Below are 26,988 nucleotides of genomic sequence, written 5' to 3' on the forward strand. Positions count from 1 at the left end.
CCACCGCCCATGGGCCGGGCCCGGCCGATGGGGGATCTGCCGGGCCCGGTTCGTCCGACGACTGCGGGGTTCAGCCGTTGGACGAGTTGGATGGGTTGGACGGGTTGGACGGGTTGGACGGGTTGGACGGGTTACGGGCTCCGCCGAAGCCCCCGCCACCGAAACCGCCACCACCGAAGCCGCCGGGGCCACCGGATCCCTCTGTGAGCTGGGTGGCCGCGTAGCCGCCGGAGGAGTCGGGGGTGCCGATCACGGTCACGCTCTGGCCGGGCTGGAGGTCGGAAACCTTGCCCTCCTTGTTGAGCTGGACCTTGGTGCTGTCGCCGGTGGTCACCTTGACGGTGTTGCCGTTCGCATCGGTGAGGTAGACGGTGCCGCCGTCCACGGCCTTGACCGTGCCCCGGGTGAAGCCCGCCCCGCCCTGGCCGCCCTGGCCACCGCCGCGGCGGCCGCCACCGCCCTGGCCGCCACCGCCCTGGCCAGTGCCGAAGCCCTGGCCGCGCTGGCCGGCGGCGCGCTGGGTGGTGTTGCTCTTCCCGTTGCCCTGCTCGTACCAGACACCGCCGGCGAAGGAGAACACCGCGATGGCCGCGCCGGCCAGGGCCAGGGTGACCCAGGGCAGCTTGCGGCGCGGCGGCGCGGCCAGTTCGGCGGTGACGTCGCGGGCGTCCGGCGGGGTGGCCAGCAGCTCGACGTGCGCGGCGGGGTCGGCCGGCGCTGCGGGCTTCGCCGACGGCTCGTGTTCGGAGGTCATGTGGCCTTCTTCTGCTCGTCTCAGGGGTCTGCTCGTGGGGGGTCTACTCGTGCCGGAGGGCGTCGATCGGGCGCAGCGAGGCGGCCCGGTTGGCGGGATAGCTGCCGAAGAACAGGCCGATGGCCACCGCGATGGCGAAGGCGCCGAGCACCGACTGCGGGATGACCACCGGTTTGATGCCGACGACGCTGAACTGCGAGCCGACGATCCCGGCCAGCACCCCGAGCCCGGCGCCGAGCACCGACAGCAGGGTGGACTCGGTGAGGAACTGGCCCAGGATGACCGCCTTGGGGGCGCCGAGCGCCTTGCGGATGCCGATCTCCCTGGTCCGCTCGGTGACGGTGACCAGCATGATGTTGGTGATCCCGATCCCGCCGACCAGCAGCGAGATCGCGGCGACCGCGCCGAGCAGCACGGTGAAGGTCTTGGTGGTGCTCTCCCGGGCGGTCAGCAGCGAGGTCTGGTTGCTGATCCGGAAGTCCGCCTTGCTCGGGTCCGAGATCCCGTGGGTGCCCATCAGGATCCGGGTGATGTCGCTCTGCGCGGCGGTGGTGGCGTCGGCCGAGGACGCCTGCACCAGGATCTGGTTGACCGAGCCGAAGCCGGTGAAGGCGTTCTGCACGGTGGGCAGCGGCGCGATCACCACGTCGTCCGGGTCGTTGAAGCCGGTGCTGCCCTTGGTGGCGAGCACGCCGACCACGGTGAACGGGGTGCCGCCGACCACGATCCGCTTGCCGACCGGGTCCTCGTCCGCGAACAGCTGGGCGGCGGTGGTGGAGCCGATCACCGCGACCTTGCGGGAGTTCAGCACGTCGTCGTTGCTGAAGTAGTCGCCGTGCGCCACCTTCTGGTTGGCGGTCTCGAAGTACGCCGGGTAGGTGCCGATGATCGAGCCCGGGGTGTACGAGATGTTCCCGTAGAGCGCGGTGGCGGTGGTGGTGACCACCGGGGCGACCGACTTGATCGACGGTGCGTCGGTGGCGGCGGCCAGCGCCTTGGCGTCGTCCACGGTGAGCTTCTTGGCAGCCGAGCCGCTGCCGCGGGCGTTCATCGAGGAGACGGTGAGCGAGTTGGTGCCGAGCGAGGTGATCGAGTTCTTGACGGCCTGCGAGGAGCCGTTGCCGACCGCCAGCAGCAGGATCACCGAGGCCACGCCGATCAGCACACCGAGCATGGTGAGCGCCGACCTGACCTTGTTGGCGGCCAGACCGCCGAGTGCGAAGCGGAGCATCTGCCAGACGATCACGGGCGGGCTCCGGTGAGTTCGCGCAGCGCGGGCGGCGGCCCGTCCACCGGGGCCTGCCGGACGTCGGAGATGATCTGCCCGTCGACCAGGCGCAGCACCCGCTTGGCGTGCTCGGCCACCTCGTCCTCATGGGTGATCAGTACGACGGTGCGGCCGGTGGCATTGAGGCCGTCGATGATGGCCAGCACCTCCTTGGTGGAGTGGCTGTCCAGGTTTCCGGTGGGTTCGTCGGCGAGCAGCATCGCGGGTGCGGTGACCAGCGCGCGGGCGACCGCCACGCGCTGCTGCTGGCCACCGGAGAGCTGGTTGGGCCGGTGCCCGGCGCGCTCCAGCAGGCCAACCAGCGAGAGTGCGGCGAGCGCCCGGCGCTTGCGCTCGGCGGCACGCACGCCGGCGTACGCCAGCGGGAGTTCCACCTGGGCGAGCGCAGTGGTGCGGGGCACCAGGTTGAACGACTGGAAGATGAACCCGATCTTGCGGTTGCGGACCAGGGAGAGCTGCTGCTCGTCCAGGTGCCCGACGTCGATGCCGTCCAGCAGGTAGCGGCCGGAGGTCGGGACGTCCAGGCAGCCCAGGATGTTCATCAGCGTGGACTTGCCGGAGCCCGAACTGCCCATCACCGCGACGTAGTCGCCCTGGGCGATGTCGAGGCTGACGCCCTGGGGCTCGCCGGTGCCGGGCGCGAGCGGGCCGCGCAGGGCGTGCACGGTCGCGTCGCCGTGGCCGTACGCCTTGGTGAGGTTGCGGATCTGGATCACCGGAGGCTGCTGGGCGGCCCGCTGCCGGGCCTCCCAGGCGGCCGCCGTCTGGGAGGGCGTCATCCGCGACCGCCCCCGCCACCGCCGTTGCCGCCACCGCCGTTGCCGCCACCGCCGTTGCCGCCACGGCCGCCGCCGAAGCCACCACCACCGCCACCGCCGCCGAAGCCGCCGCCACCGCCGCCCAGGCCGGGGAAGGAGCCGCCGGGGAAGCCGTTTCCGGTGCCCGCGGTGGTCGAGGTCAGCTGGACGTGCTCGCCCTCGGTCAGCCCGGAGACCACCTGGACCGTGGAGTCGCCCTCCACCCCGGCGGTGACGTCCACCCGCTCGGTGCTGCCGTCGTCGTGCACCACGGTCGCGGTCCGGGAGTCACCTGTGCCCGAGAGCGCGGCGGTCGGGACGGAGAGCGCGTTGTCGGCCTCGCCGGTGATCACCGAGATGGTGGCGCTGAGACCGGTCCGCAGCGAGCTGGTGTCACCGTCGATCTGCAGCACCGCGCCGTACTGGACCGCGCTGGAGGATCCGCCCGCGCCGCCGCTGCCCGAGCCGACCGGCAGCGAACTCACCGACAGCACGGTCGCCTTGAGCTGGGTGTCGGACTTCGCGTTCAGGGTGACGGTGGCCGCCTGGCCCTTCTTCAGCTTCAGCGAGTCGAGTTCGGAGAAGGACGCGGAGACCTGCATCCCGGCCGGGTTGGTCAGCACGATGAAGCCGCTCGGCGCGCTCGTCGTGCTCGAACCCGACCCGCTGCCACCGGACTTGCCGCTGCCGCTGCTGCCGGAACTGCCGCCCGAGCCGGAGCCGGCGGAGCCCGAGCTGCCCGCGACGGTGTCGCCGACCTTGCCGCCGACGGACGCGACCGTACCGTCCTCCGAGGCGACCAGGCTGGTGCCGGCGAGCGCCGCCTTGGCGTTGGTGAGCCCGGCCTCGGCCGTGGTCAGCTGCTGCTGGGCCTGGGCGACCTGGGCCGCGTCCACCTTGGTGGTGGTGACGGTGGTGGTCTTGGGGGCGGCCGACGCGCCTCCCCGGCCGCTGCCGCTGCTGCTGCCGCTGGCGGGGACCTGGGTGGTGGTGGTCTCGCCGTCCTGCGCCTTGGTGAGGTTGGCCTGGGCGGCGGTGAGCGCGGACTCGGCCGCGGTGACCTGCTGAAGTGCCTGCGTGGTGTCCACGGTGGCGAGCAGCTGGCCCTTCTTCACCGTGTCGCCGACCGCCACCTTGACCGCGGTCACCTTGCCGCCCGTGGCGAAGTCCTGCCCGGCGTCGCCGGGGGAGGAGAGCGTGCCGGAGCCGGAGACCGTGGCCAGCACGGTGCCCTTGGTCACCGTGGCGGTACGGGTCTGCGGCCGGCCCGCGGCCGTACTGGTACCGCTGTCCAGCGTGGCGTACGCCAGGGCGGCACCGCCCAGCAGGACCACGCCGAGCGCGGAATTGACGAGGACGGCACCACGCCGTCGCGGGAGCACCTTCATGGGGGTCAGCGTGACGCGGTGCTCTTGCCAAGTCCTGGGGCAGGCCTGGGAGCGAGCTGACGCCAGCAATCCGGACATTCAGCCGCATACCGGGTCCCGGGCGGCCGGAACTCTTCCTCCCGCTTGGGCAGCGGTTGATCGACCTCCCAGGGACTTCCCAGCATTTCCGGTCCGCTTTCTGATCCGGCCCGGCCCCTCCGGGGGCAGCAGCCGTCAGGGGCAGGCCCGTTGGCCCTGGAGCTCTCGACGGTCAGTCGGCCAGCCGGCCCGCGAAGTGGTCCATGTAGGCCCGCATGTCGAAGTGGGCGTGCCCCGAGAGCGAGAACACGATGGCCTTCGCCTCCCCGCTCTCCCGGCAGGCCGGCGCCTCGTCGACGGTGGCCCGGACGGCATGGCAGGACTCGGGCGCGGGCACGATGTCCTCGCTGCGCGCGAACCGCACCCCCGCCTCGAAGCAGGCGTCCTGCCTCCCGCGCGCTGGTGAACTCCTGGGCGACGACCTCCGGCGGGAGGAGCGGTGCCAGGTCCTCCTCGGTGACCGGCTTCCTGGTCCCCGGGTGCAGCAGCGGCGGTACCGGCGACGGGAGATCGGGCAGCACGTTGCACCGGGCGGTGGGGATCTCGTCCTCGGGCAGCAGGTACTTGAGAGTGGTCATCACGCCGCTCTCCGTCGCAGGGGCGCTGACGCAGGTGCTCCTTCCACCCGGCTGCGCGCCTCGCACCACCCTCGACGACGCAGGGGCACGGCGCGCACATCGGCGCGCCGTGCCCCTGCCGGCCGGGCCCGCGGGAGGTCAGAGCTCCTTGCGGAAGGCCGCGGCGGTGGCCAGGAAGATGCTGTTGGCCTCGGTCTCGCCGATGGTGACCCGGACGCCCTCGCCCGGGAAGGGACGGACCACCACGCCGGCCTCGGCGCAGGCGGCGGCGAAGTCGAGGGTGCGCTCGCCCAGGCGCAGCCAGACGAAGTTGGCCTGGGAGTCCTCGACCGTCCAGCCCTGCTCGGCGAGACCCGCGGCGACCCGGGCGCGCTCCTGGACCAGTGCCTCGACGCGCTCCAGCAGCGCGTCCTCGGAGCGCAGCGAGGCGAGGGCCGCGTCCTGGGCGATCCGGCTGACGCCGAACGGCACGGCGGTCTTGCGAAGCGCGGTGGCCACCGGCTCGTGCGCGATGGCGAAGCCGACCCGCAGTCCCGCCAGGCCGTACGCCTTGGAGAAGGTGCGCAGCACGCAGACGTTGGGGCGGTCGCGGTAGAGGTCGATCCCGTTGGGGACCTGCTCGTCGCGGATGAACTCGATGTACGCCTCGTCGATGACGACCAGGATGTCGCTGGGGACGGCGTCCAGGAAGCGCTCCAGCTCGGCACGGTGGATCACCACACCGGTGGGGTTGTTGGGGTTGCAGACGAAGATCAGCCGAGTCCGGTCGGTGATCGCGGCGAGCATCGCGTCCAGGTCGTGCGCCTCGTCGGCGGTGAGCGGGACGGCGACCGGGGTGGCGCCGGCGACCTGGGTGATGATCGGGTACGCCTCGAAGGAGCGCCAGGCGAACATGACCTCGTCGCCGGGACCGGCGGTGGAGAGCACCAGGGACTGGGCGACGCTGACCGAGCCGGTGCCGGTGGCGATGTGCTCGGCGGGGACGCCGAAGCGTGCGGCCAGTTCGGCGGTGAGCTCGGTGACCGCCATGTCGGGGTAGCGGTTCAGCGAGCCGGCGGCGGCCACGGCGGCCTCCAGCACGCCCGGCAGCGGGTCGTAGGGGTTCTCGTTGGAGGACAGCTTGTACGAGTCGGCGCCGGCGGGCTTACCGGGCTTGTAGGTCGGAATGGCGTCCAGGGTCGGCCTCAGCCGGGGCCCCTGCGCTGCCGTCTCGCTCACGGTGCTCTCCTTCTGCTCATTGCTGTTCGTGCGGCGGGCACGTGCCGCCTGGTGGCCGCAATGCGATCGGTGCCCGGTGCCGCCGGGGTCGCCGCGCGGTGCCGAACCCTTCCGACGCACCCGTTCCGCCCCGGTCGGGTGCCTTGAACGATACCGATCGCGCTCACCCGTAGGAGTGAGATGCTCCTCGGGGCCATGGACGCGGATCAGCCATTCTGCCGGGTTCCGACGGCACATGTCAGAGGTGGGAAGCCGGAATTGGTGCGGATATCCAAGGGGACAACCGCGACAGTTCATGGAGAAACGGTACTTCTCGCCCGAGGGCCGCCCCGGTCACGGACCGCCGCCATGCGCCATACGATCGGTCAGCCATGACAGCAGCAGCCAATCAGAGCGGTCGGCGACCCACCTCTCGGCGTCTGGAGCGGGCCGGCATCCGGGATGTGGCGGCAGCCGCCGGAGTGTCGATCACCACTGTCTCGGACGCCCTCAACGGCAAGGGCCGCCTGCCCGACGAGACCAGAAGCCGGGTGCGCGAGGTCGCCGAGCGCCTCGGCTACCGCCCGTCCGCGGCCGCCCGGACCCTGCGCACCGGCCGGTCCGGACTGATCGGGCTGACCGTCACCACCTACGGCGAGGAACCGTTCACCTTCACCGAGTTCGCCTACTTCGCCGAGATGGCCCGGGCGGCCACCAGCGCGGCGCTCGGCCGCGGGTACGCCCTGGTGGTGCTGCCCGCCTCCTCGCGGCACGACGTCTGGAGCAACATCGCGCTGGACGGCACCGTGGTGATCGACCCGCCCGACCAGGACCCGCTGGTCAGCGAGCTGTACCGGTCGGGCGTACCGGTGGTCAGCGACGGCAAGCCCGGCAACTGCCCGGTCACCGCCTGGGTGGACAACGACCACGAGGCCGCCGTGCTGGGCATCCTGGACCACCTCTCCGAGGCCGGCGCCCGCCGGATCGGCCTGCTCACCGGGACCAGCACCGACACCTACACCCGGCTCTCCACCGAGGCGTACCTCGCCTGGTGCAAGCGGGTCGGCCAGGAACCGGTCTACGAGACCTACCCCGCCCACGACCCGGCCGCCGGCGCGGTCGCCGCCGACCGGCTGCTGGCCCGCCCGGACCGCCCCGACGCGGTGTACGGCCTGTTCGACCCCAACGGCACCGACCTGCTCGCCGCCGCCCGCCGGTACGGCCTGCGGGTCCCCGACGACCTGCTGCTGGTCTGCTGCAGCGAGAGCGACGTGTACGCGGGCACCGAACCGCCGATCACCACCCTCTCGCTCAAGCCGCGCCGGATCGGCACCACCGTGGTCAACCTGCTGATCGACGCCATCGAGGGAGTCGACTCCGGCACGGGCGTGGCGCTCTCCGACCTGACCGGGGGCACCCGGCTCTTCCCGCCGCGCTTCCGCACCGCCGGCACCGGACCGCCGCCGGGCACCCTGATGCCCACCGAGCTGATCGTGCGGGCGTCCTCGCAGCGCCGCAGTCCCCGGACCACCATCAGCGCACCCCGCCCACCGGGCGAGGTTTAGGGCCTGTCCGGCGGATCTTTCCGGGCGCGCGGCGCCGGACAGGCCCTGGACCGCCACACGATGGGACAAATCGGGTCGTACACCGCCCCGGTTGAGGCGCCGGAAGCACCGTCCGCGCCCGCTCGGAGCGGGTCGGCGAGACTCTCCGGCCGATTGGATACCGACCAGGTGAGGACGCCGGGAGAGTGGTCTTCCTATGATGGGCGAATGACACCCGAGGACCGCTTCCCCGGGCCTGAACTGCCCGACTCAGGCCCCCACCACCCCCAGGACCTCGACGTGCTCCCGTACGGCTCCTACTACGAGCCTCCCGAGCCGCCGCCCGGGTACGGCTACGACACCACTTACAGCGGCTACGGCGGCGCCCGCTTCCTCGAACAGCACTGGCCGACGCACAGTCACCCCGACGACGTGACAGTGCAGATGGTCCACCGCGAGCCGCTGCCGGCGCCGGTCCACCACGAGGACCGGCCGACCATCGAACTGGGTCCACCGCTCGCTCCGCCGCCACCCGAGGAAGTCCACTTCCCGTATCCGCAACCCACCCCGGGCGAGGCTCCGGGCCCGCTGTACGTGGTCGGCGACGTGCACGGCTATCTCGACGAACTGCGGGCCGCGCTGCACCAGCAGGGCCTGATCGACGCCGAGGGCCACTGGTCCGCCGGTCGCGCCAGGCTCTGGTTCCTCGGCGACTTCACCGACCGCGGCCCCGACGGCATCGGCGTCATCGACCTGGTCATGCAGCTCGCCGCCGAGGCCGCCGCCGCGGGCGGCTACTGCCGGGCCCTGATGGGCAATCACGAACTGCTCTTCCTCGGCGCCGCCAAGTACGGCGACGAGCCGGTCCAGTCCACCGCCGGCACCGCCTCCTTCCTCGCCGCCTGGCGGCTCAACGGCGGCCAGCAGCAGGACCTGGACCGCCTGGAGCCGCACCACATCAGCTGGCTCTCCCGGCTCCCCGCGATGGCCCTCGAGGACAACCACCTGCTGCTGCACTCCGACACCACCGCCTACCTGGAGTACGGCGAGTCCATCGCCGAGGTCAACGACGCGGTGCACCACCTGCTCGCGGACGAGGGCGCGGACGAGTGGTGGGACTGCTTCCGCCGCTTCACCAAGCGGTTCGCCTTCCGCGGCCAGGCCGGGCCGATGGCCGCGCACGAGCTGCTCGCCGCGTACGGCGGGCAGCGCGTGGTGCACGGGCACAGCCCGATCCCGTACCTCACCGGCTCCACGCACGCCGAGGAGGGCGTGCCGCCGCACATCCCCGGCCCGTACATCTACGCGGACGAGCTGGCCATCGCGATGGACGGCGGGGTCACCATGGAGGGTCGACTGCTGGTCGCCCGACTGCCCCTCAACTGACGCCGAATCAACGCCTCGCGCCCGGCCCGGACTCTCCGGCCGGGCGCCGTGTTTTCGAACGGCAGTACCGGAGTGAACAGCAGTCCGATACCACAAGGGTGCTCGTACCACTGAAAATCCGGAAACCGACTGTCAGTCACTCGCTGCTCGCCCCTACCATCGATGCACCATGCCGGGCCGGGTCCCGGTCGCTCCGAGCACCGGCACCCGACGGTCCACCGGCATGGACCAGTCCACCTCCGTGATCCAGCGGAACGGGGTACCCATGACCACCACCCCACATCTGCTCGCCGAGGACCGCCCGGACTTCGAGCGCATCCTCGACGAAGCCCTGCGCGCCCCGGAGATACTCGCTGCCCTGGCCGGGGCCGGCCCGCACCTCACCGCCGCCCAGCTCCGCACCAAGGCCCTGCTCGCCGCCGACACCGCCGCGGCCGGCGCAGCGGACGAATACCTTCGCTACACCGGGCTGCGCACCGCCCTGCGGCACCAGGAGGGCGCCCGACCCCGGACGCGGCCGGAGCCGGAGCCGGCCCCCGCGCCGGCCGAACAGGGCGTCGGGCTGCTGCCCGCGCTCACCGTGCTGGCGCCGATCCTCTCCTGGTCGGCGGCGGCCGTCCTGCTGCTGCTCGGCTACACCCTGCGCGCCACCAGCCCCGCTCTCGCCCTCGGACGGGCCGTGGTGACCGCCGGGTGGACGGCACTGGCCGTCGGCGTCGCCACGCTGGTGACCGGCGCGGTCGGACTGATGCTCACCGCACTGCGCGACAGCACGGCACCGCCGCCGTACGCACCGCCGCAGACGGCAGCACAGCCCCAGGCGGCGGCACAGCCTCGGGCGGCGGCCGGGGCGGCGCCCGACGGCGGGACTGGTGGCGGCGCTGGCGGCGGCACTGGCGGCGGCCGGACGGACGCTCCCACGCCATCGGACGGCCTCGCCGAGGCCCGGCTCGCCTGGCACACCGCGCTGCTCGAACGCGCGCTGCTCCCCTACCTGCGTGCCAACCTGAGCGCCGAACCCGCGCTCCCCGCCCAACCGGCCGCCCACCCCAACCCGCCGGAGCTGCTCAGCCCCGGCTACAGCCGCGCGGCCTTCGGCAGCCCGGGCTTCACCAGCCCGGGTGCCGAGAACCTGACCGGCCCCGAGGGCCGTACGCCGCGTACCGCCGAGTTCAGCAGCCCGGGCTACAGCCCACCGGGCTTCACCGGACCGGACGAGGTCTGACCGTCCGGCGTCACCGGCGGTCAGACCGTCCGGCCCCGGCTTGCGGTCCCACGGCGGGCGATGGCCGACCGCGCGGAGGCCGGGAGTTCGGGATCCACCAGGTCGACGGTCAGCTTGGTGACGTGCCGTCAGTCCGCCCTCGCGGGCTTGAGGGCGGTGCCGATGTTCTGGCAGACCTGGCGGAGCCGAGCAGTCGCACCCCTGTCGGCCGAAACGACCAGTTACAGCGTCGCGAGGTTGGCGGCCAGGTCGTCGAGCCCGTAGGAGCCCTGGGAGAGCGCCTTCATGTGCCAGGCCTTGAGGTCGAAGGCGCCGCCGTGCCGCTTCCTGGCGGCCTCGCGGCCCCGCAGCCAGGCACGTTCACCGAGCTTGTAGCTGATCGCCTGACCCGGCCAGCCGAGGTAGCGGTCCACCTCGCCGGTGCGGCGCTCGACCGAACTGCCGTGGTAGGCGGCCATGAACGCGGTGGCCAGCTCCGGAGTCCAGCGCTCGCCCGGGTGGAAGGGGGAGTCGGCGGGGATGGCGAGTTCCAGGTGCATGCCGATATCGATGATCACGCGGATGATGCGCAGCATCTGCTTGTCGAGGTAGCCGAGGCGGCGGCCCGGGTCGGATAGGAAGCCGAGTTCGTCCATCAGCCGCTCCGCGTACAGGGCCCAGCCCTCGGTGTTGGCACTGACACTGCCCAGGGTCACCTGGTAGCGGCTGAGCCGGTCGGCGACCTCGACCCAACGGGCCAGCTGGAGGTGGTGGCCCGGAACGCCCTCGTGGTACCAGGTACTGACGATCTCCCAGGTCGGGAAGGTGTCCTTGCCGAGGGTCGGCAGGTAGGTCCGGCCGGGGCGGCTGAAGTCGAGGCTGGGACGGGTGTAGTGGGGCGCGGGGGAGCTGCCGGGGGGCGCGATCCTCGACTCGACCCGGCGCAGCGGCCCCGAGATGTCGAAGTGGGTGCCGTCCAGCGCCGCTATCGCCTCGTCCATGATCTGCTGCAGCCAGACCCGGATCTCCTCCTCCCCCTTGATGACGTGGCCGTACTCGTCCAGGTGGTGCATGGCCTCCAGCACGGTGGCGCCGGGCAGGATGCGGCCGGCCTCGGCCCGCATCTCGGCCAGGTTCCGGTGGAACTCGTCCCAGGCCCAGGCGTACGCCTCGTCGACGTCGACGTCGGCGCCGGTGGAGAAGCGGGCGGACCGCAGGTAGCGTTCCCGGCCGACCGGGTCCGGGACTCCGGCGGCGGCCGGCAGGTACGTCCCGTGCAGCCAGTCGCGGAACTCGCCGACGGCGGCGCTCGCCCCGACGGCGTCGTCGTCCAGCCCGGGGCGCTGCCCGGTGGCGCAGTCGGAGACGAAGTCGGCGAACCAGCTGGTGCCGCCGGTGTCCCGGCCGGTCCAGGCGTCGAGTTGGCGGATCACGGCGCCCACCTGGCGCGGGGCGGAGAGCAGACCGCGTGAGATCCCCTCGGTCAGGGTGGCCCGGTAACCGTCCAGCGCGCCGGGGAGGTTGCGCAGCCGGCCGGCCACCGTCGCCCAGTCCTCCTCGGTCTCGGTCGGCATCAGGATGAAGATGGAACGCAGCCGCTGCACCGGGGAGTTGAGGTTGCGCAGCGAGCGGTAGTGGTCGCCGGCGTCGTGCACGGCGAGTTCGGCGGTGAGACGCTCGCGCAGCAGCCGGGCGCAGGCCTGCTCGGCGGGGTCGGTTCCCGCCTCCTGGCCGTCGAGCCTGCCGAGGGTGCCGCGGGCGAGTTCGGCGAGCGCCTCGAAGCCTTCCGGCGACAGGTCGGGCTGCCGGTCGTCCCCCGGGTTCAGCCCCAACGCGGTGGCGACCGACGGGTCCTGCGCGGCCACCCGCTCCACGTGGCCGTCGGCGATACGTCGTGGTGTGCTCAAGTCATCTGACATTCCTTCATATTGGCGCTCCGGTGGCCCGGCCGTCAGCACCCAGCCCCGCCCCGGCCGCCGCCCTGGGATTTCCGCCGCCGAACGCCGGCCCGGGGCAGGCCGCTCCACGGCCCCGTCCGGCCGCCCGCCACCGGCGGACCCGTGAGGTGGGGACGCGGGCCGGAGCCGGCCACCGGGCGCCGACGGGCTCACGGCTCCCGGTTCAGAGCTCCCACAGCCCCTTTCCCAGCGTGGTGAGCCCACCCGCCAGCGCGAGCGACAGCACCGCCCACCGGGCGTACCTCTCCGGCACCCGGTCGGCGAGCGCCCTCCCGATCAGCGCTCCCCCCGCGATGCCCGCCGCGGCCAGCAGCCACACCGTTCCGGTGAGCCGTGGCACGCCTTTGGCCGAGACGGAGAGGGTGTTGACCAGGACCCCGTAGAACTGCGCATTGGGCACGAACTCCCCGGCCGTCCAACCCGCGTTGACCGCGTACAGGGAGACGGCCGGCCCGCCCACCCCGGCTGCGGAGTTCATGAACCCGCTGGTGGCGCCCGCGGCGATCGCCCCGCTGACCCCGCGCAGCGCGCGCACTCGGGCCCCGGCCATCACCAGCACCACCGCCGCGGTCACCAACGCTCCCACGCCGGCCAGCAGTTCGGGCTCCGGCATCCGCGCGGCCAACCAGGCCCCGGCCGGGACGGTACACGCGGCCGCGACCACCAGCGGGAGCATCGCGGTCAACCGGACCTGCCGCCAGGTGCCCGCCAGCCCGATCGCGCTGATCGCCCCCGCCGCGCAGTTCGCCAGCACCACCCCCTGGCCCGGTCCGAGCAGCAACACCAGCACCGGCGCCGCGACCAGAGCGAACCCGATCCCGGCCAATCGCTGCACGGAGGCGCCCAACAGCACGACACACCCCAGCAACAGATCGGCGACATGCCGTTCCAACATGGTCGTCCCGTCGTTCAGCCCAGCTAAACGATCTTAGTCCGTTCCCGTCTTGATGGCGCGGCCCGTTCGGCGGATCGTGGAAGACGTCGCCCGGTCCCGGCCCCCAGGGAGCCTCCGGCACCGGTTGAACGGCACACCGGCCACGCGGGTGCCCGCCAACGGCACCGTGTGTCCCACCACCGACCGGCCCAGCAGGCCGCGACCCCGGAAGCGAAGTGACCGTCATGCGTGTGAAAGCCTTCGACCACCTGGTCCTCAACGTCCAGGACATCGAGCGCGCACTGGAGTTCTACTGCGGACCGCTCGGCCTGGAGCCGGTGCGGGTGGACGAGTGGCGGGCCGGCCGGGCCCCCTTCCCGTCGGTGCGGGTCAGCGCCGAGACCATCATCGACCTGGTGAGCGGCCCCCGGGAGGGATCGAACGTCGACCACTTCTGCCTCACCGTGGAGCCGCTGGACTGGCAGGAGGCCATCGACTCGGGCGTCTTCACCGTCCTGGACGGGCCGGTCGGCCGGTACGGCGCGCGCGGCAGCGCAACCTCGGTCTATGTGCGGGACCCGGACGGCAACACCATCGAACTGCGCTGGTACCCGCAGGACGCCGAGGGGTGATTCCGGGGGCCCCTGGTGCGCCCCACCGTGCATGAACGCCGTACGGAGGTCGGCGAGGCTGGGTGCGCCCTCGGCGAGTTGGTCCATGGCCCCGGGAAGGCGAGGCACCCTCGCCAGTTTGGCGGTGACTCTGCGGAGACGCTCTTCCACGCCTCATCGCTTCTCTCTGAAACGCATTCACCCGTCAAGCATTGCGCAGGTACAGCATCGTGCCAGCCCGCACCGACGCCTGGCCACCTCCGCACACGCGACGAGCGGCAGCGGTCCGAGCCGCTCGCATCCTCGGACTGGCCCGCGCGTCACGGGCTGGCTCAGCGCCTTGTCGTACATCGGCCAGGGCCCGGTGATCAGCTCCCAGCCGGCGCACGTGACCGTGGACGGCACCCCCGCCCCGTCCGACTCCAGCAGCCCGACCGCCCAGCCCGCCCAGCCTTCGCCGACCACTGAGGCCACCTCCGGCTCGACCTCCCCGGACAAGACGTCCACCAGCAAGGTCGTCCAGGCGGCCGACACCTCCTCGGCCCCGTTCGCCGATCTCACCCCCACCTCCACCTCGCTTGCCTCCACCGGCGCGAGCAACACCGGTGCCCTCGTCGGCGCAGGCGGAGCCCTCGTGGTGCTCGGCGCCGGCACGCTCTTCTTCACCCAGCGCCGCCGCCGTCAGGCACAGGGCTGACACGCGCGACAACGAAGCGGTGCCCCGAGCAGCTGAAGCTGCTCGGGGCACCGCCCGTTCTCCGCCGGACAGGCCCTGAGCGCCCGTAGCGCGGTTCGCGGCGATACGGCGCAGCGAGGCACCGAGATCGGGCGATTCGTCACCGGACAACAGCGTCGGTGTCACGGGTGGCGAAAAGGAGGGCTGCCCCGGAGCCCGGTCCCGGTTTCCGGGGCAGCCCCGACTGGCGTGCCGTCAGTCAGCCAGCGGCAGGTACACCCGGTTGCCGTGGGCCGCGAACTCCTCGGACATGGTCTTCATGCCCTCGACGGCCGCCGCGTCGTACTCCGGCGAGGCCCCACCGCCGCCGAACTTCTCGTTGATGGATTTGCTGATCTTCATCGAGCAGAACTTCGGCCCGCACATGGAGCAGAAGTGGGCCGTCTTGGCGGGCTCGGCAGGGAGGGTCTCGTCGTGGAAGTCGCGCGCGGTCTCCGGGTCCAGGGCCAGGTTGAACTGGTCCTCCCAGCGGAACTCGAAGCGGGCGTCGGAGAGGGCGTCGTCCCAGGCCTGGGCGCCGGGGTGGCCCTTGGCGAGGTCCGCGGCATGGGCGGCGATCTTGTAGGTGATCACGCCGGTCTTGACGTCGTCGCGGTTGGGCAGGCCCAGGTGCTCCTTGGGCGTGACGTAGCAGAGCATCGCGGTGCCCCACCAGGCGATCATCGCGGCGCCGATGCCCGAGGTGATGTGGTCGTAGCCGGGGGCGACGTCCGTGGTGAGCGGGCCGAGGGTGTAGAAGGGCGCCTCGTCGCAGATCTCCTTCTGGAGATCCATGTTCTCCTTGATCTTGTGCATCGGGACGTGGCCCGGGCCCTCGATCATCACCTGGACGTCCTTCGAACGGGCGATGCGCCCGAGCTCGCCCAGCGTCTGCAGTTCGGCGAACTGCGCCTCGTCGTTGGCGTCCGCGATCGAACCCGGACGCAGGCCGTCACCGAGCGAGAAGGTGACGTCGTAGGCGCGCAGGATGTCGCAGAGCTCCTCGAAGTTGGTGTAGAGGAAGTTCTCCTTGTGGTGCGCCAGGCACCAGGCCGCCATGATCGAGCCGCCGCGCGAGACGATGCCGGTCTTGCGACGGGCCGTCAGCGGGACGTAGCGCAGCAGTACGCCCGCGTGGACGGTCATGTAGTCGACGCCCTGCTCGCACTGCTCGATGATGGTGTCGCGGTAGACCTCCCAGCTCAGCTCCTCGGCCTTGCCGTCGACCTTCTCCAGTGCCTGGTAGAGCGGCACGGTGCCGATCGGCACGGGGGAGTTGCGCAGGATCCACTCGCGGGTGGTGTGGATGTTGCGGCCGGTGGAGAGGTCCATGACGGTGTCGGCGCCCCAGCGGGTCGCCCAGGTCATCTTCTCCACCTCCTCCTCGATGGAGGAGGTCACCGCGGAGTTGCCGATGTTGGCGTTGATCTTCACCAGGAAGTTGGTGCCGATGATGGCCGGTTCCACCTCGGGGTGGTTCACGTTCAGCGGGATGACGGCCCGGCCGGCGGCGACCTCGGCCCGGACGAACTCCGCCTCCAGGCCCTCGCGCAACGCGATGAACTCCATCTCCGGCGTGACGATCCCCCGCTTCGCGTAGGCGAGTTGGGTGACCGCGACGCCGTCCCGGGCGCGCAGCGGACGGCGCGGACGGCCCGGGAAGACCGCGTCCAGGTTGCGCAGGTTGCCGCCGCGCGGCGAGGTGTGCCGGATCCCGTCGTCCTCGGGGCGGGCCTCACGGCCGTCGTACTCCTCGACGTCGCCGCGCTGGCGGATCCACGCGTCGCGGAGCGCGGGCAGACCGCGGCGCACGTCCGGCTCGTACGCGGGGTCGGTGTACGGCCCTGAGGTGTCGTACAGCGGCACGGTGGTGCCGTTGGTGAGCCGGACCTCGCGGTACGGCACCCGCAGGTCGGGCCGGGAGCCCTCGTGGTACGCCTTCCGCCATGCCGGGGTCGGGTAGCCGGTGCTCGCGCTGGTGACCTTGGCGGTCGCCTCCGGCTCGCGGGCAGGCTGCTGTGCATCAAACGTGGTCATCTCGGACCTCTACTCCCTACGCCGGCATTACCCGGTCAGGTTCCTGCGGTCGGCGCAGCGTTCGGTACGCGTGTACCGGTCAGCGCCCTCTCAGCCCGGTGCTCCGAGCTCCCGTTTCGGCAGGCGGTGTTGCCTGCGTGAGACGTCCAACACCGTAGCGGGCGGAACCCGGGCGGTCCAGACGGGTTCCGGCCGTGCGCGGTGAGGGGCAGACTGGGGCCATGGTGGGCAACACGGGCCGGGTCACCGGCAAGGTCGGTGCCGGTCTGGTCGGCGAGGTGCTGGTACACGTACCTGAGCGGCAGGGGACGGAGGCGTTCCTGGCGCATCCGTCGGTGCCGGACGAGACGCTGCCGGTCGGCACGCCGGTGGTCGTGGTGGAGTACCAGCCGCCGCGCACGGTCTACGTGGCCCGCGCGCTGGCCTGAGCACCGCCGCCCGCGCACCGGCCTGAACACTGCTCCGACCGGACGGCACAAGTCCGAGTCATCCGTATTGTCATCGCGTTGACGGAATCTTGACGGGTTCGATGCAGAACACGAACCGTCCCGGCTTCACATTGGATCCCATCAGGCGCAGAATCTCCTGCTGCCACCGGTTCCGCGCCATCCTGCACAACAGAGCGCAGCCACGGAACCGGTGCCCTGAAGGGGGAGAATGCCGATGTTGATCGGCGTTGTGGGAGCGGTCGTCGCTCTCGTGGTCATCGTGACCGTGTTCAAGCTCATGTGGCGGGTTGCCGAACCCAACGAAGCACTGGTCATCTCCGGGTCCAAGCACCGCGCCGAGGGGGTCGGCGAGGGCCTGGGCTTCCGGATCGTCACCGGCCGCGGCACGCTGGTGGTGCCCGGCGTGCAGGCGGTCCGCCGGCTGTCGCTCGACCTGAACGAGGCCGAGCTGGACGTCGAGTGCGTGACGTCGCAGGGAATTCCGGTACACGTCAAGGGCGTTGTGATCTTCAAGGTCGGCGACGACGCGGTGTCGATCGCCAACGCCGCCCGCCGCTTCCTGGACCAGCAGAAGGCGATGGGCCAGCGGGTGCACAACGTGTTCGCCGGTCACCTGCGCTCCATCGTCGGCAATCTGACGGTCGAGGACATGATCCGCGACCGCGAGCGGCTGACCGGTGAGACCCGGGCCGCCTCCGGCACGGAGATGGAGAAGCTGGGTCTGATCATCGACTCGCTGCAGATCCAGGAGATCCTCGACCCGACCGGCTACATCAAGAACCTGGCCGCGCCGCACGCCGCCGCCGTCCAGCGCGACGCCCGCATCGCGGCCGCCGCAGCCGACCGGGAGGCCACCGAGGCCGAGCAGGAGGCCGCCGCGCGCAAGGCCGAGGCGACCCGCAACTCCGGTATCCAGCAGGCTGGTTACCAGGCCGAGCTGGAGAAGGCGACGGCCGCCGCGCTGCAGGCCGGGCCGCTGGCGCAGGCCGCCGCCCGGCAGGAGGTCGTGGTCCAGGAGACCAAGGTGGCCGAGCTGGAGGCGCACCGCAAGGAGCAGCAGCTCCAGGCGGACGTCCGCAAGCCCGCCGACGCCCGGGCGTACGAGACCCGTACCAAGGCCGAGGCCGAGCGTGACGCGCGGATCTCGGCGGCCGAGGCGCACGCCAAGGAGACCGAGCTGAAGGCCGGTGCCGAGGCGAACCGGCTGAAGATCGCCGCGGCGGCCGAGGCCGAGGCCACCCGGGCCCGGGGTCTGGCCGCCGCCGAGGCGACCAAGGCGACCGGCCAGGCGGAGGCCGCGGCGGCCGAGGCCAAGGGTCTCGCCCAGGCCGAGGCGGCCCGCGCGCTGGGTCTGGCCGAGGCCGAGGCGATCAAGGCCCGCGCGGCCGCGCTCGCCGAGAACCAGGAGGCCGTGGTCGCCCAGCAACTCGCCGAGAAGTGGCCCGAGATCGTCCGCGCGGGTGCCGAGGCCTTCGGCAACGTGGACCACATGGTGCTGCTGAACGGCGCCGACGGCATGGGCGAGATGTTCGCCAAGGCGCTGACCATGGGCGGCACCGGCCTCGGGCTCGCCCGCCAGCTGCTCTCCGCGATGAACGCGGGCGGCGGCGAGGCGGGGGCGGCGGACGCCGCGCCCACCGCCCCGGCCGCCAAGCCCGTTGCCCAGGCGATTCCGGTGCAGGAGCAGCGGAACTGATTCCACCGCGCACCGAATGAGCCGGGCCCGGCCACCGTTGTCTCGGTGGCCGGGCCCGGTGCCGTACTCAGGGAAGCGGGGGTCTTGGGGAAGCGGGGCGGCGGGGCTCAGGCGAGCGGGGCCGGGGTGCGCTCGGCCTCGGCGGCGACCAGGCCGTGGATCCGGCCGGCGGCGGCGTTGCCGGCCACGATGCCGATCAGGATCGCGGCGACGAGGAAGACCGTGCCCATCCAGGCCATGGTCGCCACCGGCAGGGTGTAGGCGCCGATCACCTTGGCCACGCACTCGGCCACCAGCACGGTGCCCCAGATCAGCGAGAAGGCCCGCTCGCAGCGCCGGAAGGAGACCGAGGCACCCACCGAGGCCGCCGCGCCGGACGCCAGCCGGTCCCACGCGGCCGACATGGCCGGCTTCCCCTTGACGACGAACGGCCGCATCCCGGCGGTCATCATCGGCCGGCCGGCGAAGGCCGAGACCAGCACCGCCAAGCCGATCACGCTGCTGATCGCGCCGTCCTTGGCGATCATCAGCCGGGCGTCCCCGGTGACCGCCGAGAGGCCGATGCCCGCCAGGTTGACCACCAGCATCAGGGTGGCGAACGCGTTGAACGAGCGCTCGCGCACCAGTTGGAGGACGGTGCGGACGGCGGGCACCACACTGGAGACGGTCAGCGAGGCGATCATGCTCAGATGGAACACCGAGTGCGCCGCGTAGTAGGCCAGCAGCGGCAGCGCGACGTCGATCAGCAGCGGCCGGAGCGGAGCCAGCTCGCTGTGCTTCTCCTCGGCGGCGGCGGTCCCGGCCGGAGCGGTCCCGGCCGCGGCGGTCTCTGCCTGAGCGATCCCGGCGGGCTGCTCCATCACATTGCCAGCGGTGAGTGCCATGATCCGTGACCTTTCCTGTCGTCCCTGCTGCGGGCTTCCCTGTGCCTCAAGAATCCCGTCCGGGGCCGGTCCGCCGGCAGTGTCTGCCGTCCGGGAAGCGACATGACGGATGTCATGTTGAGCTGATGGCCACTCAGCGCTGAGTACCCGTACTCAGGTCGCTGGACGGTGCCGGCCAGAAGCATGGGAGGCATGAACCTCCACACGCCGGGCATCGGCATCACCGCCGTCGGCTCCTGCCTGCCGGACCAGGTGCTCACCTCGCGGGAACTCCAGGACCAGGTCACCGCCGGCACCGGCCTGCGGCTGCCGGAGCGGATGTTCGAGAAGGCCACCGGCATAGTGACCCGGCGGTTCGCGGCCGATGGCGAGTACGCCTCGACGCTCGCGCTGGGCGCCGGCCGCCGGGCGCTGGCGGCCGGCGGGTACCACCCGCTCGACATCGACCTGCTGGTGTACGCCTCCGCCACGCGGGACGTGGTGGAACCGGCCACCGCCCACCTGGTGCAGGCCGAACTCGGTTCTCGTGCCCACGCGTTCGACGTCTCCAACGCGTGCAACAGCTTCATCAACGGCATCGACGTGGCCCGCGCGATGATCCTGGCCGGCCGGGGCCGGCGCGCCCTGGTGGTCACCGGCGAGACGCCCAGCCGGGCGATGCGCCGCGACCCGGGCGGACTGGCCGAGTTCCGCGCGGGCTTCGCCGGCTACACCTTCGGCGACGCGGGCGCGGCCGTGGTGGTCGAGCCGGTGCCGCACGGCGGGATCCTCGACATCGAGACCGAGACCGCTTCCGAGCACTGGACGGTCGGCGGCATACCGGGCGGCGGATCGCGCCACCCGCGCGGCGACGAGCACACCTACTTCCACGGCGGGGGCAAGGAGTTGCGCGGCGTCTTCGAGAAGATCGGCGGCGACATCCTGACCCGGGTGGCCGCCCGCACCGGGCTCGGCTGGGACGCCTACGCCCGGGTGCTGGTGCATCAGGTGACGGTGCCCTACCTGGAGCGGTTCGTCGAACTGACCGGCGTCCCGGCCGACCGGCTGGTGCTGACCGTACCCGAGCTCGGCAACATCGCCAGCGCCACCCTGGGCGTCCAACTCGACCGGATACGCGATGAGTTGAAGCGGGGCGACCGGGTGCTGCTGGTGGGTCTGGGCGGTGGCGTCAGCCTGATGACGATGGTCTGGGAGGTCTCGTGACCGAGCTCTGGGTCGTCGTGCCCGCGTACCAGGAGGAGGCCCGGATAGCGGGCACGCTGGACGCGCTGGCCCGCCAGCACGACCGGGACTTCCGGCTGCTGGTGGTCGACAACGACTCCTGTGACCGGACCGGCGAGGTGGTACGGGAGTTCGCGTCCCGGGCGCCGTTCCCGGTCGAGCTGCTGGTCGAGACGGAGAAGGGGGTCGGCTGCGCCGTCGACACCGGCTTCAGGCACGCCATCTCCGCCGGCGCCGCGCTGCTCGCCCGCACCGACGCCGACTGCCTCCCGCAGCCCGGCTGGACGGCGGCCGCGCGGGCGGCCGTGCTCCGCTCAGGGGGCCTGGTCTGCGGGCACATCACAGCCCGGCACGACGAACACGGCCTCCTCGGACGGGCGGCGTTCCGCGCCCTGGTCACCCTCGGCGCCGCCTTCGGCCGCATCCGGCCGGCCCACCACCGCAGGCACGGCTACCTGGTCCCGTACCGGATGCACGCAGGAAACAACATGGCCATCACCGCCGAGCTCTACCTCGCGGTCGGCGGCATGCCCCGCCGCCCCTCACCGACCGACCGCACCTTCATCAACCGGGTCCGCCGCCACACCACGGCGATCGTCCACTGCCGGGACATGGTGGTGCACAACTCCACCCGCCGGATCCGCGCCTACGGCGTCCTCGGCACCGCCCGCTGGTACCTCGAACGCGGCAGCGGCGGCCGCGGCGTCGACCCGCGCTGAAGCCCCGCCGCCGCGGACCGGAACCGTTCGCGGCCAGGAGCGAGCCCCCGGAAACGGCCCTCCGCCCCATCTCCCGCACCCACCGGAGCCACCATGCTGGAACAGCTCGCGCACGCCCTCCGCCAGGGCGCCGACCGCCCCGCCGTACTCGGCGCGTCCCGCACCGGTGCCACCCGGGTGCTGGCCCGCTGCGGCGAACTCACCGAGCTCGCGGACGGCTACGCGAGCGCCCTGCACCAGCGGTACGGGCTGCGCCCCGGCGACACCATCGGCGTGGCCGTCCGCCCGGGCCCCCGGGCCCTGGCCGTCATGCTCGCCGCACACCGCCTGGGCCTCGCCATCGCCGTCCTCGACCCCGCCGCCGGGCCGGACGTCCTGCTCGCCCGGCTGTCGTCCGCCCGGCCCGCCCTGGTGCTCGCCGACGCCGCCGCCCAGGCCGTCGCGGGCTGGGCGCACCCGCTGGCCCGGCGGGCGGGCCTCGCCCTGCCGCCGCTGGCCGCCCTCGGCCCGGTGGTGACGGTCGGCCCGCGTGCCCCGGGCTGCGCACCGGCCCTCCGCCCGGCCCGGGCTCCGCTGCCCGCGCCGTACGAGGGTGACGGCGACGCCGTAATCGTCTTCACCTCCGGCACCACCTCGAGCCCGCGCGCCGTGGTCCACAGCCGCGGTGGACTGGCCGCCGGAATGCGCACCGTCACCGACCTGGTCCGGCCCCGGCCGGGGGAGACCGTGCTCGGCGGCACCTCCTTCGTCCTCGTCCCCTCGCTGGCCGCCGGGGCCGCGGTGGCCCTCCCGGCCCGCTCGACCCGGCTGCTCCAGCGCCAGATCCGCCTGCTGCGGCCCGCCAACACCTACCTCACCCCACCGCAGCTGCGCGGCCTGGACGGCTTCACCGGACGCGTCTGGACGGGATCCGCCCCGGCCAGCGCCGAACTGCTCGGCCGGGTCAAGCGGGCAGGCGCCCGGGAGGCCTGGAGCGTGTACGCGCTGACCGAGCTGTTCCCGGCCGCGGCCGTCGAGGAGGCCGACAAGGCCGCCCACCAGGGCGACGGCGACCTGCTCGGGCAGCCGCTGCCCGGCGTGGGGGCCAGGCTCTCGCCCGAGGGCGAACTGCTGCTCACCGGCCCCGCCGCCCGCCACCGCTACCTCGGCGAACGGCCCGACCCCTGGGTCCGCACCGGCGACCGCGCCAGGCTCACCCCGGACGGACGGATCGTGCTCGCCGGACGCTGCAAGGACATGGTGCTGCGCCGCGCGGAGAACATCTATCCGGGCCTGTACGAGCCAGCGCTGCACCTGCCCGGAGTCGAACTCGCCGTACTGGTGGGCGTACCGGCCGAGGAGGGCGACGAACGGCTGGTCGCCCTCATCCAGCCGCAGGCCGGAGCCGACCGGCGGCAGCTGCGCACCGCGCTGCAGGCCCCGCTGGGCCGGATGGGCAGCGCCCGCCCGGACGCACTGCTCTTCGCCGAGATCCCGCTCTCCGGGCGCTCCCGCAAACCCGACCGCGCGGCGGCCTCCCGCCTGTGCGCCCGCGCCCTCGAAGCGGACGGGAGCCGTCCCTCGGGCACGCGCGGCGGAAGGTGACCGCCCCCGGCCGCGCCCCGGCCCCCAGCGGACAAGTCCCTCTCCCCGACCCGCCCCGACCCCCGAGGAGCCTTCCTGTGAACGCCCTTGCCCGGCGCCGTGACCGGCAGGTCTACCTCCGCAGCCACCCGGCCCTGTTCGCGCTGCTGGCCGCGACCCGGCACCGCCCGGTCGTCCGACTCGGCCGTACCGTGCTGGTGCACAGCCCGCAGGCGTACCGCGAAGTGCTCACCCGGGTGCCGCTGGACCGTACCGCGTCCGGCACCACCGGCGGCGCGGCGGCCCGACTCACCGACGGCGGACTGCTGTTCGACCAGGAGGGCGCCGAACACCGCGCCACCCGCCGCGAACTGGCCGAACACCTCAGCACCCAGGGCGTGGAGCGGCTGCGCCCGGTCTGGCAGGCCGTCCTCGACCACCGGCTGAGCCGGCTCCACGACGGCGCCGACCTGGTGCCGGTCGTCCGCGAACTCGCCGGCGCCACCGCGGCCGCCCTGACCGGCAGTACGGCGGCACCCCTCGACCTGGCCCGGGCCGCCGCCGACGCCGCCTCGGCCACCGCCCGCGAGCACCTGCCCAGCCTGCTGCCACGGCGCCGATCGCCGTACGCCGCATTGGAGTTGACGCGACTCCTGCCGGACGCCCTGGACGCGATGCTCGTCGTCGCCGCAGTGAACACCACCGTGGCCGCGCTCCCGCGCGCCGCCGCCTGGTGCGCGGACGCCGGCCTCTGGGACGAGATCTCCGCCGGCCCGGCACCCCAACTCGTCGGTGAACTGTTGCGGTTGACCGCACCGTCCCCCATCCTCCCGCGCGCCACCGCCCCGAGCGCACGGGGCACCGCCGTCGCCGGCTGCCCGATCCGGCCCGGCGACCGGCTGGTCCTGGTGGCCCGGCACGCCGCCGAATCCCACCGCGACACGCCCGCCGACCCGGCCGCCGCCGTCCAGGCGGTCTTCGGCACCGGCCCGCACGCCTGCCCCGGCGCCCGGCTAGCCCGCGCCCAACTCGCTGATTTCCTGGCCGCGTTGGCCCGCCACCAGCCGACCGTCCGCCGCGCCACGGTCGACCGCCGTGCCGCACTTCCGGGCTACTCGTCCCTCCTGGTCCGCCCGCGGCGGTGAACCGGCCGCGGCACGGTACCGCCCCGACAGCTCCGAACTCCCCTACGAGAGGCGTGATCCATGCGCATCGCCGTCACCGGTGCCGGCGGTTTCTGCGGCTCGCACGTCGCCCGCGCCGCCGCGGCCGCCGGAGCCCAGGTGCTCTGCCTCGGTCGCCGCCCGGGCCCGCTCGGGCAGCACCTGCACTGGGAGGCCACCGCCCCGGCCTCCGCCGAGCTGCGTGCCGCGCTGCGCGACTGCGACCTGCTCGTCCACTGCGCGGCCGCGGTCGGCGACCCGAGGCCGGGCTCCCCGGCGGAGGCGGAGAGCCACGCGGTCAACGTGGCAGGTGCCGAGCGGCTGTTGGCGGCGGCCGCCGGCAGACCGGTGGTCTGGGTGAGCAGCGCCAGCGTCTACGACCCGAGGCCCAGCCGCCGCCTGGTCCGCGAGGACCACCCCACCGCCGGCGGGCACCTCAACGCCTACGGCCGCACCAAGGCCGCCGGGGAGCGGCTCGCGCTCGCCGCCGGAGCGGTGGTGCTGCGCCCGCGCGCGGTGTACGGCCCGGGCGATCCGCATCTGGTGCCCCGGCTGCTCGCCCGGGTCCGCCGCGGCGTGCTGCTGCTGCCCGGCCCGGACGTCGAACTCAGCCTGACCGCCGTCCAGAACCTGGCGGACGCCTGCCTCGCCGCTCCCGGCTGGGCGCCCGGCGCGTACAACATCGCCGATCCGGTGCCGTACCGCCGAGACGAAGCCGTCCGCCGGGTGCTCCGGATGCACGGGGTCACCGACCCGGTGATACGTCATCTCCCGCTCCGGGCGGTCCGTCTGGCCGCCAGGGCGGTGCCCTCTGCGGGCCTCACTCCGTACGCCGTGGACCAGCTCGCGCACAGCGTGGTGCTGGACACCGGCCGCGCCCGCGGCCAGGGGTGGACACCCCGTTGGGACCTGGACACCGCGTTCACCACCCGGGTCTGAGTCCCGGAACGACGACGGGCCCCGCCGCTCCCGACTGGGAGGAACAGGGCCCGTCACGCCGTCTCGGTGACCCGGCCGCCCGGGTCAGCTCTTCGCAGCCTTCTTCACCAGCACCACCACCGCGGCGGCCAGGCCGACCACCACCAGGCCCTTGATCAGCAGGCCGAGCAGCGAGCTCACCACGCCGACCACGAACCAGACCAGGTTCCACGCCAGTACCAGGACGAGGACCGGGACAACGATGTTGCGCACCCAGGAGGGCAGCGACTTCCAGAGCTCAGCCATGTCGGATCCTTATCTCCCCTCGGGCCGGCGCCGGCTCTTCCGTCGCGTCCCGTCCGCTTCCGATGCTTCGATCGTACGGGCGTCGCAGCACGTGGACGAGGCTTCCGGCCCCCCATAGAACCCCGAGATCCCCCCGAGTCCGGGCCCAGGGATACCCCCACGGCCCCCATCGGTGCCCAGCCCGGCGAGCGCTCCGAACCCGCCGTCCGGCGGCCCGTTGCGCTTCCCCGGGAGGAGCAACGGGCCGCCGGACGTCAGACCGGCCAGGTCTCACCGCGCCAGGCGGCGTCCCAGAACATCCACTCGTAGCGGGACGTCGTGGTGAAGTGCTCGACCACCCGCCGCCGTTCGGCCGGGGAGAGCTCCTCGCCCAGGCGGTCGGTCAGCTCCAGCACCCGCCGGACCACCGACTGGAACGCCTCGTCGCCGTAGGTGGCGATCCACTTGGCGTACAGCGGCTGCGGCGAGGACTTCGCCAGCAGCTGCTCGCCGACCCGGGCGTAGATCCAGTAGCAGGGCAGCACCGCGCCCACGGCCTCGGCGAACGAGCCGCCGTAGACGGTGGCGAGCAGGTAGCTGGTGTAGGCCCGGGTGGTCGGCAGCACGGGTTCGGCAGCCGCCTCGGCGGCCGTCTGGCCGAAGGCGTTCAGGAACTCGGCGTGCATGCCCTGCTCGGCGGCCAGTGCGCCGATCGCGTCGTCGGCGAAAGCCCGGACGTCCTGCTCGCCCGGAGCCTTGGCGGCGCAGACGGCCAACGCGCGGGCGTAGTCGCGCAGATAGTGCGAGTCCTGGATGACGAAGTGGCGGAAGGCCTCGCGCGGCAGGGTGCCGTCGGTGAGCCCGGCGATGAACGGGTGGCCGAGGATCTCCGCGTAGATCGGCGCGATGGCGGCCCAGAGCTCGGCGGTGAGCGAACCGGGCCGCTCGGCGGCGTACGGCTCGAAGGGCCCGGACTGCACCTGGCCGAACTGCCCGAACTCCCCGGACTGCTCGGCGGCGTGGGACCCTGGCTGCTCTGCGGTGTGCGGATGGGACACGGTGTGGACTCCCTCCCTGTCCCGGGCAGGCGGTTCCCCGCTGCCACGGCCAGGTTCTGGCGGTCGGCGCGACAACCCCCGCTCCGGGGGTGTCGTTCAGCGCCCTCTCAGCCCGCTGCCACGGGCTCCCGCGGTTCGACTGCGTACGCGGCCGACCCTACCGCCCGGCCGGGCCGCCGTTCACGGCCGTCCGGCCCCGGCGCACCGGGGCCCGTGACCGGTCAGTCCTCCGGCGGAGAGAAGATCACCAGCACCCGCAGCTCCTCGGTGATGTGGTGGAACCGGTGCGGCATCCCGGCCGGGACGAAGACCACGCTCCCGCGTCCGACCGTGGTCGTCTCCGACCCGACGGTCAACTCGGCCCGGCCGCTGATGACCTGGTAGATCTCGTCCTGCGCGTGCGGCGACTGGGTGTCGGTGTCGCCCGGCGAAAGCGCGTACAACCCGGCGGACATGCTGCGCTCCTTGAGGAAGCGCAGGTAGGCGCCTTGGTTGGCGGCCCGCTCCGCGTCCAGTTCGTCCAGCCGGAAGACCTTCATCGGCGCCGCTCCACATCTCGTCCGTCACTCGGCCACGCGATGGGTGCATTCAACCGCATCCGGCACCGGCCGCCGCACCGCCGG

Annotated in this window: 25 protein-coding genes; 12 read left to right on the forward strand and 13 right to left on the reverse strand. The window is 72.9% G+C overall.

Features of this window, described 5'->3' with window-relative positions; genetic code table 11:
* Positions 1-70 precede the first annotated feature (70 nt).
* From ABD369_RS17855 to hisC, 6 genes are all read right to left on the reverse strand, one after another.
* Entirely contained in the window at positions 71-754 is a 684-nt protein-coding gene (locus tag ABD369_RS17855) for a single stranded DNA-binding domain-containing protein (RefSeq protein ID WP_344637406.1), read from the reverse strand.
* Between the two features lie 43 nt (positions 755-797).
* Entirely contained in the window at positions 798-2,000 is a 1,203-nt protein-coding gene (locus ABD369_RS17860; protein ID WP_344637407.1) for an ABC transporter permease, read from the reverse strand.
* The gene (locus tag ABD369_RS17865) at positions 1,997-2,821 is read right to left on the reverse strand and encodes an ABC transporter ATP-binding protein (protein ID WP_344637408.1); all 825 of its coding nucleotides are present in this window, start codon (positions 2,819-2,821) and stop codon (positions 1,997-1,999) included. The genes ABD369_RS17860 and ABD369_RS17865 overlap by 4 nt, the downstream gene beginning before the upstream one ends.
* Entirely contained in the window at positions 2,818-4,227 is a 1,410-nt protein-coding gene (locus ABD369_RS17870) for an efflux RND transporter periplasmic adaptor subunit (protein ID WP_344637409.1), read from the reverse strand. The genes ABD369_RS17865 and ABD369_RS17870 overlap by 4 nt, the downstream gene beginning before the upstream one ends.
* A gap of 250 nt (positions 4,228-4,477) precedes the next feature.
* Complete coding sequence (locus ABD369_RS17875) at positions 4,478-4,669, reverse strand: hypothetical protein (RefSeq protein WP_344637410.1); 192 nt, start codon at positions 4,667-4,669, stop codon at positions 4,478-4,480.
* A 352-nt stretch (positions 4,670-5,021) separates the two neighbouring features.
* On the reverse strand, positions 5,022-6,101 hold the full coding sequence (gene hisC / locus ABD369_RS17880; RefSeq protein ID WP_344637411.1) for a histidinol-phosphate transaminase: 1,080 nt from the start codon (positions 6,099-6,101) through the stop codon (positions 5,022-5,024).
* 371 nt (positions 6,102-6,472) lie between these two features.
* Between hisC and ABD369_RS17885 the strand changes: the two genes are divergently transcribed.
* From ABD369_RS17885 to ABD369_RS17895, 3 genes are all read left to right on the forward strand, one after another.
* Complete coding sequence (locus ABD369_RS17885; protein ID WP_344637412.1) at positions 6,473-7,645, forward strand: LacI family DNA-binding transcriptional regulator; 1,173 nt, start codon at positions 6,473-6,475, stop codon at positions 7,643-7,645.
* A gap of 207 nt (positions 7,646-7,852) precedes the next feature.
* Positions 7,853-9,010 (forward strand): metallophosphoesterase, encoded by a 1,158-nt coding sequence (locus ABD369_RS17890; RefSeq protein ID WP_344637413.1) that lies wholly within the window; start codon positions 7,853-7,855, stop codon positions 9,008-9,010.
* A gap of 265 nt (positions 9,011-9,275) precedes the next feature.
* Positions 9,276-10,235 carry a hypothetical protein gene (locus ABD369_RS17895; RefSeq protein ID WP_344637414.1) on the forward strand — a complete coding sequence of 320 codons (960 nt, stop codon included), beginning with the start codon at positions 9,276-9,278 and terminating at the stop codon, positions 10,233-10,235.
* Between the two features lie 221 nt (positions 10,236-10,456).
* On the opposite strand, the gene ABD369_RS17900 is transcribed toward ABD369_RS17895, so the two are convergent.
* Both ABD369_RS17900 and ABD369_RS17905 read right to left on the reverse strand, forming a co-directional pair.
* Positions 10,457-12,133 (reverse strand): DUF885 domain-containing protein, encoded by a 1,677-nt coding sequence (locus tag ABD369_RS17900; RefSeq protein WP_344637415.1) that lies wholly within the window; start codon positions 12,131-12,133, stop codon positions 10,457-10,459.
* Positions 12,134-12,335: 202 nt separating this feature from the next.
* Complete coding sequence (locus ABD369_RS17905) at positions 12,336-13,067, reverse strand: TSUP family transporter (protein ID WP_344637416.1); 732 nt, start codon at positions 13,065-13,067, stop codon at positions 12,336-12,338.
* A gap of 224 nt (positions 13,068-13,291) precedes the next feature.
* Here ABD369_RS17905 and ABD369_RS17910 point away from each other — a divergent pair, with 224 nt between their 5' ends.
* Together ABD369_RS17910 and ABD369_RS17915 are read left to right on the forward strand one after the other, a co-directional pair.
* A complete protein-coding gene (locus ABD369_RS17910; RefSeq protein ID WP_344637417.1) occupies positions 13,292-13,678 on the forward strand; it encodes a VOC family protein in 387 nt (128 codons plus the stop codon).
* 319 nt (positions 13,679-13,997) lie between these two features.
* On the forward strand, positions 13,998-14,354 hold the full coding sequence (locus ABD369_RS17915) for an LPXTG cell wall anchor domain-containing protein (RefSeq protein ID WP_344637418.1): 357 nt from the start codon (positions 13,998-14,000) through the stop codon (positions 14,352-14,354).
* 234 nt (positions 14,355-14,588) lie between these two features.
* Here the strand turns inward: ABD369_RS17915 and thiC are convergent, their stop codons facing one another.
* Positions 14,589-16,409 (reverse strand): phosphomethylpyrimidine synthase ThiC, encoded by a 1,821-nt coding sequence (gene thiC, locus ABD369_RS17920; protein ID WP_344637419.1) that lies wholly within the window; start codon positions 16,407-16,409, stop codon positions 14,589-14,591.
* A gap of 221 nt (positions 16,410-16,630) precedes the next feature.
* On the opposite strand from thiC, the gene ABD369_RS17925 reads away from it, so the two are divergent.
* Together ABD369_RS17925 and ABD369_RS17930 are read left to right on the forward strand one after the other, a co-directional pair.
* Positions 16,631-16,837 (forward strand): hypothetical protein, encoded by a 207-nt coding sequence (locus tag ABD369_RS17925; RefSeq protein ID WP_344637420.1) that lies wholly within the window; start codon positions 16,631-16,633, stop codon positions 16,835-16,837.
* Between the two features lie 229 nt (positions 16,838-17,066).
* Positions 17,067-18,554 (forward strand): flotillin family protein, encoded by a 1,488-nt coding sequence (locus tag ABD369_RS17930; RefSeq protein WP_344637421.1) that lies wholly within the window; start codon positions 17,067-17,069, stop codon positions 18,552-18,554.
* A 107-nt stretch (positions 18,555-18,661) separates the two neighbouring features.
* Here the strand turns inward: ABD369_RS17930 and ABD369_RS17935 are convergent, their stop codons facing one another.
* On the reverse strand, positions 18,662-19,438 hold the full coding sequence (locus tag ABD369_RS17935; protein ID WP_344637422.1) for a VC0807 family protein: 777 nt from the start codon (positions 19,436-19,438) through the stop codon (positions 18,662-18,664).
* A 192-nt stretch (positions 19,439-19,630) separates the two neighbouring features.
* On the opposite strand from ABD369_RS17935, the gene ABD369_RS17940 reads away from it, so the two are divergent.
* The 5 genes from ABD369_RS17940 to ABD369_RS17960 all read left to right on the forward strand — a co-directional run bounded on the left by ABD369_RS17940 (position 19,631) and on the right by ABD369_RS17960 (position 25,043).
* On the forward strand, positions 19,631-20,641 hold the full coding sequence (locus tag ABD369_RS17940) for a 3-oxoacyl-ACP synthase III family protein (protein WP_344637423.1): 1,011 nt from the start codon (positions 19,631-19,633) through the stop codon (positions 20,639-20,641).
* Entirely contained in the window at positions 20,638-21,378 is a 741-nt protein-coding gene (locus ABD369_RS17945; RefSeq protein WP_344637424.1) for a glycosyltransferase family A protein, read from the forward strand. Before ABD369_RS17940 ends, ABD369_RS17945 begins: the two co-directional genes overlap by 4 nt.
* Before the next feature lie 93 nt (positions 21,379-21,471).
* Positions 21,472-22,962: a class I adenylate-forming enzyme family protein gene (locus ABD369_RS17950; protein WP_344637425.1), complete on the forward strand. Its 1,491-nt coding sequence runs from the start codon at positions 21,472-21,474 to the stop codon at positions 22,960-22,962.
* Between the two features lie 77 nt (positions 22,963-23,039).
* A complete protein-coding gene (locus tag ABD369_RS17955) occupies positions 23,040-24,086 on the forward strand; it encodes a cytochrome P450 (protein WP_344637426.1) in 1,047 nt (348 codons plus the stop codon).
* Between the two features lie 60 nt (positions 24,087-24,146).
* Complete coding sequence (locus tag ABD369_RS17960; RefSeq protein ID WP_344637427.1) at positions 24,147-25,043, forward strand: NAD-dependent epimerase/dehydratase family protein; 897 nt, start codon at positions 24,147-24,149, stop codon at positions 25,041-25,043.
* Positions 25,044-25,127: 84 nt separating this feature from the next.
* Here ABD369_RS17960 and ABD369_RS17965 read toward each other — a convergent pair whose 3' ends face one another.
* From ABD369_RS17965 to ABD369_RS17975, 3 genes are all read right to left on the reverse strand, one after another.
* Positions 25,128-25,328: a DUF5326 family protein gene (locus tag ABD369_RS17965; RefSeq protein WP_344637428.1), complete on the reverse strand. Its 201-nt coding sequence runs from the start codon at positions 25,326-25,328 to the stop codon at positions 25,128-25,130.
* A 254-nt stretch (positions 25,329-25,582) separates the two neighbouring features.
* Complete coding sequence (tenA, locus tag ABD369_RS17970; protein WP_344637429.1) at positions 25,583-26,365, reverse strand: thiaminase II; 783 nt, start codon at positions 26,363-26,365, stop codon at positions 25,583-25,585.
* Between the two features lie 221 nt (positions 26,366-26,586).
* Positions 26,587-26,904, reverse strand: a complete 318-nt coding sequence (locus tag ABD369_RS17975) for a cupin domain-containing protein (protein ID WP_344637430.1) — start codon at positions 26,902-26,904, stop codon at positions 26,587-26,589.
* Positions 26,905-26,988 lie beyond the last annotated feature (84 nt).

It is taken from the genome of Kitasatospora cystarginea, assembly GCF_039533515.1.
GTDB classification, from domain to species: Bacteria; Actinomycetota; Actinomycetes; order Streptomycetales; family Streptomycetaceae; genus Kitasatospora; species Kitasatospora cystarginea.